Source organism: Aeromonas sp. s8 (assembly GCF_040907785.1).
In the GTDB taxonomy this organism is placed as follows: Bacteria; Pseudomonadota; Gammaproteobacteria; order Enterobacterales; family Aeromonadaceae; genus Aeromonas; species Aeromonas veronii.
On record NZ_JBFOCL010000025.1, the window covers coordinates 1 to 13,486 of the forward strand.

The following is a 13,486-nucleotide window of genomic DNA, read 5'->3' on the forward strand; positions in this document are numbered from 1 at the left end:
CCATGCCGAACTCAGAAGTGAAACGCGGTAGCGCCGATGGTAGTGTGGCATTCGCCATGCGAGAGTAGGACACTGCCAGGCACCCAATTAAACAGCGATGTGAAGAATCACGTCACTGGCTGCGAGGATGACACCTCACTGACGCGGCAAACAATTTAGCGCAAGCTAACCGAATGCGGAGCGGTAGTTCAGTCGGTTAGAATACCGGCCTGTCACGCCGGGGGTCGCGGGTTCGAGTCCCGTCCGCTCCGCCACTAATTCGAAGGCCTTCCCGATTGGGAAGGCCTTTTTGCTATGGGCGTTCTTTACCCAGTGACCTCCAGATTTGCACACCAGAACGTGCGCCAAAGCCCGGCCCCATGACCGAGCTTTGGTGTTTTTAGCTTGTTAAACCAGCCAATGGCTCGCTTTTATCTGTCGGAAGGATGGCCAGATAGCCGATTATTTCCACCATTTTCTGGCTATATCCGAGCCTTATCAGCCATTTGAGCGAGTTTACAGGCGGCCAAATCAGGCTTCTGCCGCCTGCTGGTTGCAGGGCAGTTCCATATTGACCACCCCCTCTTCCATTTGCACATCGATCTTGAAGCCAAGCCGTTTGGCGAGGTTGATCATGCCACGATTGCTGGGCATGGTCATGCCGGATAACTGGCCAATCCCCTGCTCTTTGGCGTAACGGATGATCTTCTCCATCATCAATTTTCCGAGACCCACCCCTTTCAAGTCCGATCGCACCAGAATGGCAAACTCGGCATCGCTCAGGTCCGGGGTCGAAATGGCGCGCACCACGCCGAGGATCTGATCCTGCAGCTCGCCATCTTGCCCCACTGCCACAAAGGCCATCTCCCGGTCGTAATCGATTTGGGTCATACGAGCCAGCTCTTCATGACCCAGTTCACCCACATCGGCGAAGAAGCGTTTGTACCTGTCTTCATCGGAGACTTGCAGCACGAACTGCTTGTGAGCCGGTTCATCTTCCGGCCGGATCGGGCGCAGCAGGATATGGCGCTGATCTTTAAGCCAGGCGCCTTCCTCCAGTTCGGTAGGATAGGGGCGGATCGCCAGTCGGTTGCTGGCCGGGAGGGCGGGGTCAGCCAGCGTGAGGCTGGCATCCAGCACCACCATCTCGGCACCGCACGCTTGTAGCGGGTGCAGATCCAGCTCCTGAATTTCCGGAAAGGCGAGCAGCAGCTCGGAGAGCTGGCAAAGCACTTGGCCCAAGGCATCGATATCCAGTCGTTCCGGCGTCGCCTGTTCGCGGATTTTACGGCTCTTGAGTGCACCGATGATCTGGTAACGGGCCAGCGCCTGATTGAGCGGCGGTAACGCTGCCACCATCTCCTGCGGTTCGGCGCCCGACTCACCCAACAGAATGACGGGGCCAAAGATGGCGTCTTGCTGGATGCGTACCCGCAGCTCGAGGCCGCCGCTGCGGCGAGCCATGCGTTGCACCAGCAAGCCTTCGATGCGGGCGCCCGGATCATGCTGTTTGACCCTGTCCAGAATGGCATCTGCGGCTTGCGCCACTTCGGCCGAGGTGCGCAGATTGAGCACCACACCGTGTACGGCAGACTTGTGCAGGATATCGGGCGAGCGCAGTTTTACCGCCACTGGATAGCCGATCTGCTCGGCGGTGAGGGTCGCCTCGATGGCGTCTGTGACGATCCAGGTTGGCAGGGTCGAGAGACCGGCGGCTTGCAAAATCGGGTGTACCAGATGGGTATCCAGCCTCAGTTGCTTGCGCTCCTGCGCCTGGCGGATCAGTTGCTGGCACAGCTCGACATTGAGCTGGTTGCCATGCAGGGATGCCGGGGTTTCCATCAACTGCTTCTGGTTGCGGCGGTATTCCACCATGTGCATGAAGGCGGCCATGGCGCTTTCCGGCGTGCGGTAGGTCGGGAAACCTGCCTCGGTAAAGAGTTTGCGCCCCTCCTGTGCCGAGTATTCGCCCGCCCAGTTGGTGAGGATATTGAAACGGCGCGCTCTGGGATGCTGTTTCAGATGGGCGATTAGATGGCTGGCCAGCGGCGCGCTCGGTGCCGTGAGCGAGGGGGCGTGGATGATCAGGATGGCGTCGATGCCATCCTCCTGCAACACGTTGTCCAGCGCCTCCTGATAAGTGGTGATGGTGGCATCGCTGCCGATATCGAGTGGCGGGCGAGCCAGCTTGCCGCCCCGCTCCAGCAGTACATCTACCGCCATATTGGCCAGCCCTCGGCCGTTGGAGATGATGGCGAGCCGCTCTCCCTTGAGGGTCATGGAGTGGCTCAAGGTTTCTACCGCGGCGAATAGTTCGTGGGTATCCCGCACCCGTAACATGCCGGCGCGACGGATGGCGGCATCATAGACATTGTCGAGACCGTGGGCCGGTTCGTGGCGCCCGCTTTTCAGCACCAGGATCGGCTTGTTGCGCGAGGCTGCCCGCGCTGCCGAGAGAAAGTGGCGGGCGTCGTGCAACTTGTCCATGTAGATCAAAATGGCGCGGGTGACGCTGTCGCGGGAGAGCTGATCCAGCAGCTGGCCGAAGTCGATGTCGCAGTGCTCACCAAGGGAGATAAAGGCGGAGAAGCCCAGCTCATGCTGCTTGGCCCAATCCAGAATGGTGGTGCTGACGGCGGCGGATTGCGAGAGAAAGGCGACCTGTCCCGGCTTGGCGGCAATGGGTGAAAAGCTGGCGTTGATCCCCTGGCCGGGCAGCAGCATCCCCATGCTGTTGGGGCCGAGCAGGCGAATGCCATATTGCTGGCAGACCCGTTTCAGCTCCAGCCGCTCCTCGGGGGAAAAGTCGGCGGCCAGTATGATGGCTGCGCCCGCGCCCTTCTGGCCGAGCGCTTCCAGCAATGGCAAGACTCGCTCCCGCCTGGTGCAGATGATGGCGAGATCCGGGGTCAGCGGCAGGCTGGCAATATCGGGATAGGCCAGCACGCCGGCGATGGCCTTGTTGCGCGGGGTTACCGGGAGGATGGGCCCTTTGAACTGGCCCGCCAGCAGGTGGCGCACGATTACGTGACCCGCCTTGAGCGGGTCCGTCGAGGCGCCGATCACGGCGATTGAGTGGGGTTTGAACAGCCGATCCAGACCGCTTGCTATCATGGGCACTCCCGTCGAAAGGGGGAAGATACCAGTCTAATACGCCTTTGCTGCGGGTTCTGTGACCGGATCCTGATCACCGTTTGTTCAGGGCATTGGCACGCAGATAAAAGCGCAGTTCGCCCTGCACCCGGCGAATGGCTCCCAGGTGGCGTTCCTGCAGATAGATATCCTGCTCCCGATCGAGCGCTGTACTGGGCACGCCCATGCTCTGCAGATACTCGTCAAACAGGGTTGAACCCTTGATCTCTACCAAATGCTGTTTCATGGCTCTCCTCCCTGCGCCTTGGCGTTTGTTGATGAACGCCCAGTCTGCGATGACCTGCCGGGTTTGCCTATTGTCACTTTTGACACGAGATTTGACACAAGAGCGCTCACACATCTTTCAGAGAGGGCGCCGTTGAGGCGCTGGCTGACGTTATAGTATGGCGAGGAGCACGAGGCACGGATGGGGTACGGGATGATCAGAGTCTGGTGGTGGTGCATGGCACTGTGGGCGGCTGGTGTATCGGCAGCCGAGCAGCCTATCCGCGCCTGGAATCTGCTGCTGGATCATCCCAACCCAGCCGTCATCCAGTTGCTGCGCCTCTCCCTCGACCTCACCGTGCCCGAATATGGCCCTTACCAGCTGGTTTCCAGCCCGCAGATGGAGCAGGGGCGGGCGGTGAAGGAGCTGCGTAGCGGCGAGCTGGTTCAGGTCGGTGTCTTTGCCCCGGATGGTGAGCGAGAACGGGAGTTGCTGGCAATCCACATTCCGCTGGCCAAGGGGCTGCTCGGCTGGCGGGTTTGCCTCATTCGGCAGGGGGATGAGGGGCGATTTGCCGCGATCGGGTCGTTGGCGGACTGGCATCTCGCCGGGCTCTCCATCGGTCAGCACAGATCCTGGCCAGACACCCAGTTGCTGCGGGCTAACGGCCTCAAGGTGACGGTGGGCAATCTTTATGAGGCGCTCTTCAACATGCTGCGAAAGAAGCGCTTTGACTGCTTCCTGCGTTCGGTCATCGAGATCGAGGATGAGCTCAGGCAGCATCCGGATCTCGCCATCGAGCCCCGTCTGGTGTTTCGCTATCCGTTGGCGCTGCTCTTCTTTGTCTCGCCAAAATATCCGGAGCTGGCCCAGCGCATCGAGCTTGGCCTGCGGCGGGCGCGGCAGTCTGGTGCTTTTGACCGGGTCTTTGAAGAGGGATTTGGCAGCACCATTCGGCGGCTGAAACTGGATGAGCGGGTGCGCCTCGAGCTGCACAACCCCGACTTGCCGCTGCCCAGCCGCATCATGATGGCCGATCCGGCCCTTATCTATAATCCGGTGTCAGCGCAGTGAGCCCTGATTCTGCGCAGTATCCCAGAAGGCGCGGATCAGCGGTTCCTCCAGCCGCTTCTTGAGTACCCCGATCCCCACATCAAATGGCTTGAAGGCGGGTTTGAGGTCGATGATCCGCACCTTGTCGCCGAGCGGGCTGTGGTCGATCACCGCCGCCGGCACCAATCCTACGCCACAACCGAGCGCTACCATGGCGACAATCCCCTCATTACCCGCCACTTCGGCATAGATGTTGGGGGCGATCCCCTTGTTGCGAAACCACTGATCGCTGCGTTTGCGGGCCAAGCCCTGCTCGGAGAGGATGACTGGCAGCTGCTCCCAGTCCGGCTCGCCCTGACGGAACCACTGGTTCAGCTGCGGGGCATTGCGCGGCGCGATAAAGACCAGCGGCACCAGTTGCAGGCTGGCGAACTCCAGCTTGGCGGGCAGAGCGTCGGGACGGGCGGCGATGGCGAGATCGGCCTCGTCGGCCAGGATCTTGTCCACCGCCAGCGCCGGGTCACCGGTCTCCAGCTTGATCTCCAGCTGGGGGTAGCGGCGGCGAAAGCGCTCCAGTACCTCGGGCAGCAGAAAGTAACTGGCGGTGACCGAGCAGAAGACCCGCAGCCGCCCCTGCAGCGGTTCATCGCTGCGCTTGAGCTCCTGCTTGAGCTGGCGCCACTCCTGCAACAGGCCGCCGCCAAATTCGCGCAGCTTCTCGCCGGCGGGGGTGAGCCGTACCGAGCGGTTGTCCCGTTCGAACAGGATGCAGCCTGTCTCCTGCTCCAGTCGCTGGATGGCGCGGCTCAGGGTGGAGGGGCTGACCGCCATGGCATCGGCGCTCTTGCCGAAGTGGAGGGAGTCGGCGAGGTGGAGAAACAGCTCGAGATTGCGAAGATCCATCTTTCAGCTCCTGGCGCCGCTTGTGTGCCCGATATCCAGCGGTTGGCGGCTTGTTTCTGCCATCTCGCGGTACATTCAGCAGGCGATTATGAAGGGCTAGCGTTTCAGTTATTGCAATGTACTGTTTCGAATATATCAGTTCAGGCAATAAGTGTCCCGCGCTATAGTGGTTCAGACAACGCCGCTATCCGGCATGGAATCAATCGAACGGAGCAATCACCATGGCTAACTATTTCAACACCTTGAACCTGCGTCAGCAGTTGGCCCAACTGGGCAAGTGTCGTTTCATGCAGCGCGAAGAGTTCGCGGACGGCTGCAACGTGCTGAAGGGCAAGAAGGTGGTGATTGTGGGCTGTGGTGCCCAGGGTCTGAACCAGGGCCTGAACATGCGCGACTCCGGGCTGGATATCTCCTACGCCCTGCGCAAGGCCGCCATCACCGAGAAGCGTGCCTCCTGGCAGAAAGCCACCGACAACGGCTTTGCGGTCGGTACCTATGAAGAGCTGATCCCGACCGCCGATCTGGTGCTGAACCTGACTCCGGACAAGCAGCACTCTGACGTGGTGAAAACCGTGATGCCGCTGATGAAGCAGGGCGCCGCGCTGGGCTACTCCCACGGCTTCAACGTGGTGGAAGAGGGTCAACAGATCCGCTCCGACATCACCGTCGTGATGGTTGCGCCCAAGTGCCCGGGGACCGAAGTGCGTGAAGAGTACAAGCGTGGCTTTGGTGTGCCGACCCTGATCGCCGTTCACCCTGAAAATGACCCGAAAGGCGAAGGCATGGCCATCGCCAAGGCGTGGGCCTCTGCCACCGGCGGCGACCGTGCCGGGGTGCTGGAATCCTCCTTCGTGGCGGAAGTGAAATCCGACCTGATGGGCGAGCAGACCATCCTCTGCGGCATGCTGCAGGCCGGTTCCCTGCTCTGCTACGACAAGCTGGTTGCCGAAGGCACAGACCCGGCCTACGCCGGCAAGCTGATCCAGTTCGGCTGGGAGACCATCACCGAAGCCCTGAAGCAGGGTGGCATCAGCCTGATGATGGACCGCCTCTCCAACCCGGCCAAGCTGCGCGCCTTCGAGCTCTCCGAGCAGCTCAAGACCCTGATGCGCCCGCTGTTCGAGAAGCACATGGACGATATCATCGCCGGTGAGTTCTCCCGCGGCATGATGGCCGACTGGGCCGAAGACGATGCCAAGCTGTTCGGCTGGCGCGAAGAGACCGGCAAATCTGCCTTCGAAAATGCGCCGGCGTTTGCAGGCAAGATTGCCGAGCAGGAGTACTTCGACAATGGCGTGGTGATGGTGGCCATGGTCAAGGCGGGTGTCGAGCTGGCGTTCGAAACCATGGTGGCCTCCGGCATCTATGAAGAGTCTGCCTACTACGAATCCCTGCACGAGTTGCCGTTGATCGCCAACACCGTTGCCCGCAAGCGTCTGTACGAGATGAACGTGGTTATCTCCGACACCGCTGAGTACGGTAACTACCTGTTCGCCAACGCCGCCGTGCCGTTGCTGCGTGAGCACTTCATGCCGACCCTGAAAGCGGGCGATCTGGGTGCCAGCAAGGCGGAAGGGCAGAGCGTCGACAACCTGGCGCTGCTGGCGGCCAACGAAGCGACCCGCAACCACCCGATCGAAAAAATCGGCCAGGTATTGCGCGGTTATATGAAAGACATGAAACGCATCGCCGTTGGCGGTTAAGCCCGCATCGGGCTGGATGATGAAGGGGCGGGGATGACGATCCCCGTCGCCGGTCGGACTGGACACCCGACCGGCCCGCCAGAAAAACCAGCCTGACAGTCATAAAAAAGCCCCGCTCATCGAGCGGGGCTTTTGCATTCAGAAAGGCCGGATAAATCAGGCTTTCCACGCTTTCCAGGTATTAATCAGACCGTTGGTGGAGCAGTCGTGGCTGGTGACAGCCTCGTTGTTGCCCAGCTCCGGCAGGATCTTGTTGGCCAGCTGTTTGCCCAGCTCCACGCCCCACTGGTCGAAGGAGAAGATGTTCCAGATTGCGCCCTGTACGAAGATCTTGTGCTCGTACATGGCGATCAGGGCACCCAGGGTTTTCGGGGTCAGACTCTTGAACAGGATGGAGTTGGTCGGGCGGTTGCCTTCGAACACCTTGAACGGCACCAGATCCTTGACCTGCTCCAGCGTTTTGCCTGCCGCCAGGAACTCGGCTTCGACCTCTTCCTTGCTCTTGCCGAAGGCCAGCGCCTCGGTCTGGGCGAAGAAGTTGGCCAGCAGTTTCGGGTGGTGGTCACCGATCGGGTTGTGGCTGATGGCCGGCGCCAGGAAGTCACAGGGGATCAGCTTGGTGCCCTGATGGATCAGCTGGTAGAAGGCGTGCTGGCCGTTGGTGCCCGGCTCACCCCAGATGATGGGGCCAGTCTGGTAGTCAACCGGCTTGCCGTTGCGATCCACGTACTTGCCGTTGGATTCCATGTTGCCTTGCTGGAAGTAGGCAGGGAAGCGGTGCATGTACTGGTCGTACGGCAGAATGGCTTCGGACTCGGCACCGTAGAAGTTGTTGTACCACAGGCCAATCAGCGCCAGCAGCACCGGCACGTTCTGCTCATAAGAGGCAGTGGCGAAGTGCATGTCCATCTCGAAGGCGCCTTGCAGCAGGGCTTCGAAGTTCTCGAAACCGACAGACAGGGCGATGGGCATGCCGATGGCAGACCAGGAGGAGTAGCGGCCGCCAACCCAGTCCCAGAACTCGAACATGTTGTTGGTGTCGATGCCGAACTCGGCCACGGCCTTGCCGTTGGTGGAGAGGGCCGCGAAGTGCTTGGCAACGTGGGCCTTGTCACCGGCGATGTTGATGAACCAGTCACGGGCGGTCAGGGCGTTGGTCATGGTCTCCTGGGTGGTGAAGGTCTTGGAGGCCACCAGGAACAGGGTGGTTTCCGGATCGATCTTCTTCAGGGTCTCGGCGATATGGGTGCCATCGACGTTGGAGACGAAGTGCATCTGCAGGTGGTTTTTGTAGGGACGCAGTGCCTCGGTGATCATCACCGGGCCCAGATCAGATCCACCGATACCGATGTTGACCACGTGCTGGATCGCCTTGCCGGTGTAGCCTTTCCACTCGCCTCCGATTACCTTCTCGCAGAAGCCCTTCATCTTGGCCAGCACGGCGTTCACTTCCGGCATCACGTCTTTGCCATCGCACTCGATGGGGCGGTCGGAGCGGTTGCGCAGGGCCACGTGCAGTACGGAGCGCCCTTCGGTCATGTTGATCTTGTCGCCATTGAACATGGCATCGATCGCGCTGCGAAGATCGGTCTCTTTGGCCAGATCAACCAGCAACTTGAGGGTTTCTTCGGTGATCAGGTTCTTCGAGTAATCAACCAGGATGTCGCCGCCGAAGGTAAGGGAAAACTTGTCAAAGCGCTTCGGGTCCTGCGCGAACAGATCCTTGAGTCGAGTCTCTTTGTTTGCTGCAAAGTGGGCTTCCAGTGCCTGCCAGGCCTGGGTTTGGGTTGGATTGATATTTTTCATAGGATTCCTGAAATGCCAAGTTGTGTTTGAACCTTGCAGGCAAGGTCCCGCCAAACCTTATTATCCGAGCATTATAGCGAGCCGATCGGGCGGCCCGTGTAACAGATTTTTACCGATTGTCTTTTACCGCAATGGGTCAGTGTCGGGAGCATACAACCAGAACATTGGGATTATGTGTCACGAAAGCAAGGCGGATCTTGCGCTTGCTCATGATTGGGGCCACCCCGATAGCCTGAAATTGTTTTCATCCGGTTGGCGTGGTTATGCACCGACATGGCCATGGGCTGGGGCCAGAAACGACAATGCCAGCCCGAAGGCTGGCATTGTCTGTTGCAGCAGAACCGCGATCACGCCTGCGGTTTTTGCATGTGCATCACCATCTGCGGGAAGGGGATCTCGATGCCTTCGGCATCAAAGGTCAGTTTCACCTTCTCATGGAAGTCAAACCAGACACCCCAGTAGTCAGCGGTTTTCACCCAGGGGCGCACCACGATATTGACCGAGGAGTCGGCCAGCGCGGCAACGGCGATGGTAGCTGCCGGATCTTTCAGGATGCGCGGCTCTTCGCTTACCAGACGCTCCAGGATCTGCTTGGCCTTGCGCAGGTCGGAGCCGTAGCCGATGCCAAAGGTCATATCGACGCGGCGGGTATCCATGCGCGAGTAGTTGACGATGGTGCCGTTGAGGATGGCGGAGTTCGGTACTACCACCATCTTGTTGTCACCGGAGGTGAGGGTGGTGGTAAAGAGCTGAACGGACTGCACTACACCCGCGGTGCCCGCCACTTCGATAAACTCGCCCGCCTTGATGGGGCGGAAGATGATCAGCAGGAAGCCGGCAGCGAAGTTGGAGAGCGAGCCTTGCAGCGCCAGACCGATGGCCAGACCGGCGGCACCGATAATGGCGACGAAGGAGGCGGTCTGCACGCCGACACGGCCCAGCGCGGCGATCACCACGAACACCAGAATGGCGTATTTGAGGATGCTGCCGACGAAGTGGGTGACTGTAGTGTCCAGCTTGCGGGCCTGCATCACCTTGACCACGCCACCGCTGACGAGGTTGGCGGCGATATAGCCGACCAGCAGGGTCAGCAGGGCGGCGGCGATATTGACGCCGTATTCGATCAGCAGTCCCTGATTATTGACCAGCCAGGTCTGCGCTTCGGTAATGATTTCGGGTTCCATAGGATGTCCTGTCAGGTTCTAAAAGGTTTATGGTGGATAAATCTAACACCGCAGCGCGACAGTACGGGTCGCATCTGGTACTTCTTTTCTGCCATAAAAACCTGACACAAAAAAGAAGGGAGGCCAAAGCCTCCCTTCTTTTTGCTGAATGATGCGAAAAAACCATCAGCTCTGCAGCAGTTGGCTGCGGATAAATTGCCACTGATCTTCGAAACCGGCGGTCGGCTTGAGCTTGAACTCGGAGCGCACGAACTGGCTGATGCGGCCTTCGGTGTAGGCCAGCAGCAGATTGGCCAGCATAGTCTCGTCGAGCTGGAAGCCTTGACCCTCGCGCAGCCGCTTTTCGCGCAGCACCTGTTTGATCTGGGTCTCCAGCTTGTCGAACAGGATGCTGATGCGATCCCGCAGCCGATCGTGCTCACCCAGCAGGGCGTCGCCATTGAGGATGCGGGTAATGCCGGGATTGCGCTCGGCGAACACCAGCAGCAGCTGCAGGATATGGTGGCAGCGCGCCATGGTGTCCTTCTCTTCCGCCATGATCAGATTGACCCGTGACAGCAGGGAATCCTCGATAAAGTCGATCAGCCCCTCGAACATCCGCGCCTTGCTGGGAAAATGTCGATAGAGGGCTGCTTCAGAGACGCCGACCTCGGCCGCCAGACGGGCCGTGGTGATGCGCTGACCCGGACTGGTTTCCAGCATATGGGCGAGCGCCTGCAGGATCTGATCGCGCCGACTCTGTTTCTGATTACTGCTTGCCATGGATTCCCCTAAAAAAACAATGGCTTGATTCTATTATTAAGCACCGCCCATCAGGCTGGTGTGGTCTGTTATTGGCGACCAGAAGAACCAAAACCGCCTTCACCCCGTTCGCTCTGATTGAACTCATCGACCAGTTGGAAGCTGGCCTGAACTACCGGCATGATCACCAGCTGGGCGATGCGCTCGCCGGGTTGCATGGTGAACTCATCTTTGCCGCGGTTCCAGACCGAGACCATCAGCTGACCCTGGTAATCGGAATCGATCAGACCGACCAGGTTGCCCAGCACGATGCCGTGCTTATGGCCGAGACCAGAGCGGGGCAGAATGGTGGCACACAGACCCGGATCCTGGATGTGGATGGCCAGACCGGTCGGCACCAGGGTGGTATCACCCGGAGCCAGAGTCAGCGGCGCATCCAGCAGTGCGCGCAGATCCATGCCAGCAGAGCCCGGTGTGGCGTAGGCGGGCAGCGGGAACTCGGTACCGATACGGGCATCCAGAATCTTCAGTTCAATTTGTGTAGTCATGAATCGCTTTTTCAGTTGGATCTTGTATTGGCGCCCCTCTTGGCAAGGCGGGGCGCCGTGAGTCTTGTTCTTTCGGGACGCTCAGTGCCGGTAGTGGCGTGCAATCAGGGCGATCAGGTGACGGGCCAGCGTCAGCTTGTCGGCCAGCGGCAGCGGGGCCTGGCCCCCTTGCCAGAACACGGTCAGGGCGTTGTCATCGGCGTTGAAGCCTTGCCCCTCGCGGGACACATCGTTGGCGGCGATCATGTCCAGCCGCTTACGCTGCAACTTGTCGAGGGCGTATTGTTCCACATCCACGGTTTCGGCGGCAAATCCGACGGTGAAGGGTTTGTCTGAAAGGGCACCAACGGCCGCGATGATGTCGGGGTTTTTCACCAGCTTCACCACCATCTGGTCGTTTTCGTCGGTCTTCTTGATCTTCTGGCTGGCGACCTGCTCGGGGCGATAGTCGGCCACCGCCGCGCAGCCGATGAAGAGGTCGCACTCGCCGACCCGGCTCATCACCGCCTGATGCATCTGCTCGGCGCTCTCGACATCGATGCGGGTGACTCCAGCAGGTGTAGCCAGCGTTACCGGGCCGCTCACCAGCGTCACCTCGGCGCCCGCTTCGCGGGCGGCGCGAGCGATGGCGTAACCCATCTTGCCGGAGCTGTGGTTGCTGATGTAGCGCACCGGATCCAGTGCCTCGCGGGTTGGTCCTGCGGTGAGCAGCAGCTTGACGCCCGCCAGCAAGGGCTCGGCGGCCAGCTGCTGGCAGCAGCGATCCACCAGTTCGAGGGGATCCAGCATCCGCCCCGGGCCCACATCGCCACAGGCCTGGCTGCCGGCATCCGGCCCCCACAGCAGAATGCCGCGGCTGGCCAGGGTCTTGAGGTTGGCCTGGGTGGCGGCGTTGAGATACATCTGCTGGTTCATGGCGGGCGCCAGCGCGATGGGCGCCGGAGTGGCCAGACAGAGGGTGGCCAGCAGTTCGTCGGCCATGCCTGCCGCCATCCGCGCCATCAGGTTGGCGCTGGCGGGGGCGATCAGTACCAGATCGGCCCACTTGGCCAGTTCGATATGGCCCATGCCCGCCTCGGCAGAGGGGTCCAGCAGGCTGTAGGCCACCGGATGACCGGAGACCGCCTGCAGGGTCAGCGGGGTGATGAACTCCTTGGCGGAGCGGGTCATCACCACCCGCACTTCGGCGCCCTGATCTTTCAGGCGGCGTACCAGCTCGGCACTCTTGTAGGCGGCGATCCCGCCGCTGACACCCAACAGGATGCGTTTATCGGCCAATCTCATCTGCTGTTTCTCTATCCGGCTCATTCTCACTGGTCGGCTAAGATACCACAGGCAATGGATGACGACAGGGGTTGGCATCAAGGGGTGTGGTCGGGCGCGCGCAATTTTTTGCTATGTTTTTTCTCAACAGGGATGAGGGAGAGACAAATGAGCATCAAAGAGTGGCCGGAAGATGAACGCCCCAGAGAGAAGTTGCTGCGTCAGGGGCCCGCGGCGCTCTCCGATGCCGAGCTGCTCGCCATCTTTCTGCGCACCGGCGTCAATGGCCTGAGTGCGGTGGATCTATCACGTAATCTATTGAATCAATTTGGCTCTTTGCGAAGCTTGCTGGGGGCGGATCAACAGGCATTCTGCGAGGCGCACGGCCTTGGCCCGGCCAAATATGCCCAGCTACAGGCGGTGCTGGAGATGGCCAGACGCCATCTGGCCGAGCAGCTGCAACGGGGCGATGCCCTCACCTCGCCCCAGCTGACCCGCGACTATCTTCAGGCTCAGCTGCGGGATCGGCCGAGGGAAGTGTTTGCCCTGTTGTTGCTCGACAATCAGCACAGAGTCATTCAATTTGTTGAGCTTTTTTTCGGCACCATCGACTCGGCGAGCGTCTGGCCAAGAGAAATCGTGCAGATCGCGCTCAAACATAATGCAGCCGCGGTGATTCTGGCGCATAATCACCCGTCCGGCGTCGCCGAGCCCAGTAGGGCCGACCGCCAGATCACGGATCGGATCACGGCCGCTTTGGCCCTGATCGATATCAGAGTGCTGGATCACTTGGTGATCGGTGATGGCATCACGGTTTCTTTTGCCGAGCGCGGTTGGCTATAACTGTGCTCTGGCACCGTATTAGTTGATCTTTGATCACGGATGCTGTATAAAATGCCGCCTTCTGTTTGCCCCGCAATCGAAGGCCAGCGGGGCAGATATTTGCTC

General features: G+C 60.2%; 11 protein-coding genes and 1 tRNA gene. 4 read left to right on the forward strand and 8 right to left on the reverse strand.

Going from position 1 to position 13,486, the window contains the following annotated elements; all coding sequences use genetic code 11:
• Positions 1–177 precede the first annotated feature (177 nt).
• Positions 178–254, forward strand: a tRNA-Asp gene (locus AB5Y86_RS08115).
• Between the two features lie 256 nt (positions 255–510).
• On the opposite strand, the gene AB5Y86_RS08120 is transcribed toward AB5Y86_RS08115, so the two are convergent.
• Complete coding sequence (locus AB5Y86_RS08120; protein ID WP_368192557.1) at positions 511–3,093, reverse strand: GNAT family N-acetyltransferase; 2,583 nt, start codon at positions 3,091–3,093, stop codon at positions 511–513.
• 73 nt (positions 3,094–3,166) lie between these two features.
• The gene (locus AB5Y86_RS08125) at positions 3,167–3,358 is read right to left on the reverse strand and encodes a hypothetical protein (RefSeq protein ID WP_005339486.1); all 192 of its coding nucleotides are present in this window, start codon (positions 3,356–3,358) and stop codon (positions 3,167–3,169) included.
• A gap of 192 nt (positions 3,359–3,550) precedes the next feature.
• On the opposite strand from AB5Y86_RS08125, the gene AB5Y86_RS08130 reads away from it, so the two are divergent.
• Complete coding sequence (locus AB5Y86_RS08130) at positions 3,551–4,411, forward strand: hypothetical protein (RefSeq protein WP_368192559.1); 861 nt, start codon at positions 3,551–3,553, stop codon at positions 4,409–4,411.
• Here the strand turns inward: AB5Y86_RS08130 and ilvY are convergent.
• Positions 4,400–5,293, reverse strand: a complete 894-nt coding sequence (gene ilvY, locus AB5Y86_RS08135; protein ID WP_005342097.1) for an HTH-type transcriptional activator IlvY — start codon at positions 5,291–5,293, stop codon at positions 4,400–4,402. The genes AB5Y86_RS08130 and ilvY overlap by 12 nt on opposite strands.
• A gap of 221 nt (positions 5,294–5,514) precedes the next feature.
• Between ilvY and ilvC the strand changes: the two genes are divergently transcribed.
• The gene (gene ilvC / locus AB5Y86_RS08140; RefSeq protein ID WP_041210772.1) at positions 5,515–6,996 is read left to right on the forward strand and encodes a ketol-acid reductoisomerase; all 1,482 of its coding nucleotides are present in this window, start codon (positions 5,515–5,517) and stop codon (positions 6,994–6,996) included.
• A 156-nt stretch (positions 6,997–7,152) separates the two neighbouring features.
• Here the strand turns inward: ilvC and pgi are convergent, their stop codons facing one another.
• From pgi to coaBC, 5 genes are all read right to left on the reverse strand, one after another.
• A complete protein-coding gene (pgi, locus tag AB5Y86_RS08145) occupies positions 7,153–8,802 on the reverse strand; it encodes a glucose-6-phosphate isomerase (protein WP_021231531.1) in 1,650 nt (549 codons plus the stop codon).
• A gap of 347 nt (positions 8,803–9,149) precedes the next feature.
• A complete protein-coding gene (locus AB5Y86_RS08150; RefSeq protein ID WP_139735999.1) occupies positions 9,150–9,986 on the reverse strand; it encodes a mechanosensitive ion channel domain-containing protein in 837 nt (278 codons plus the stop codon).
• A 165-nt stretch (positions 9,987–10,151) separates the two neighbouring features.
• Positions 10,152–10,748, reverse strand: a complete 597-nt coding sequence (slmA, locus tag AB5Y86_RS08155; protein ID WP_005339495.1) for a nucleoid occlusion factor SlmA — start codon at positions 10,746–10,748, stop codon at positions 10,152–10,154.
• Positions 10,749–10,816: 68 nt separating this feature from the next.
• Positions 10,817–11,275 carry a dUTP diphosphatase gene (gene dut, locus AB5Y86_RS08160; protein WP_005355985.1) on the reverse strand — a complete coding sequence of 153 codons (459 nt, stop codon included), beginning with the start codon at positions 11,273–11,275 and terminating at the stop codon, positions 10,817–10,819.
• An 81-nt stretch (positions 11,276–11,356) separates the two neighbouring features.
• Positions 11,357–12,559: a bifunctional phosphopantothenoylcysteine decarboxylase/phosphopantothenate--cysteine ligase CoaBC gene (gene coaBC, locus AB5Y86_RS08165; RefSeq protein ID WP_368192561.1), complete on the reverse strand. Its 1,203-nt coding sequence runs from the start codon at positions 12,557–12,559 to the stop codon at positions 11,357–11,359.
• A 147-nt stretch (positions 12,560–12,706) separates the two neighbouring features.
• On the opposite strand from coaBC, the gene radC reads away from it, so the two are divergent.
• The gene (radC, locus tag AB5Y86_RS08170; protein ID WP_058059080.1) at positions 12,707–13,381 is read left to right on the forward strand and encodes a DNA repair protein RadC; all 675 of its coding nucleotides are present in this window, start codon (positions 12,707–12,709) and stop codon (positions 13,379–13,381) included.
• Positions 13,382–13,486 lie beyond the last annotated feature (105 nt).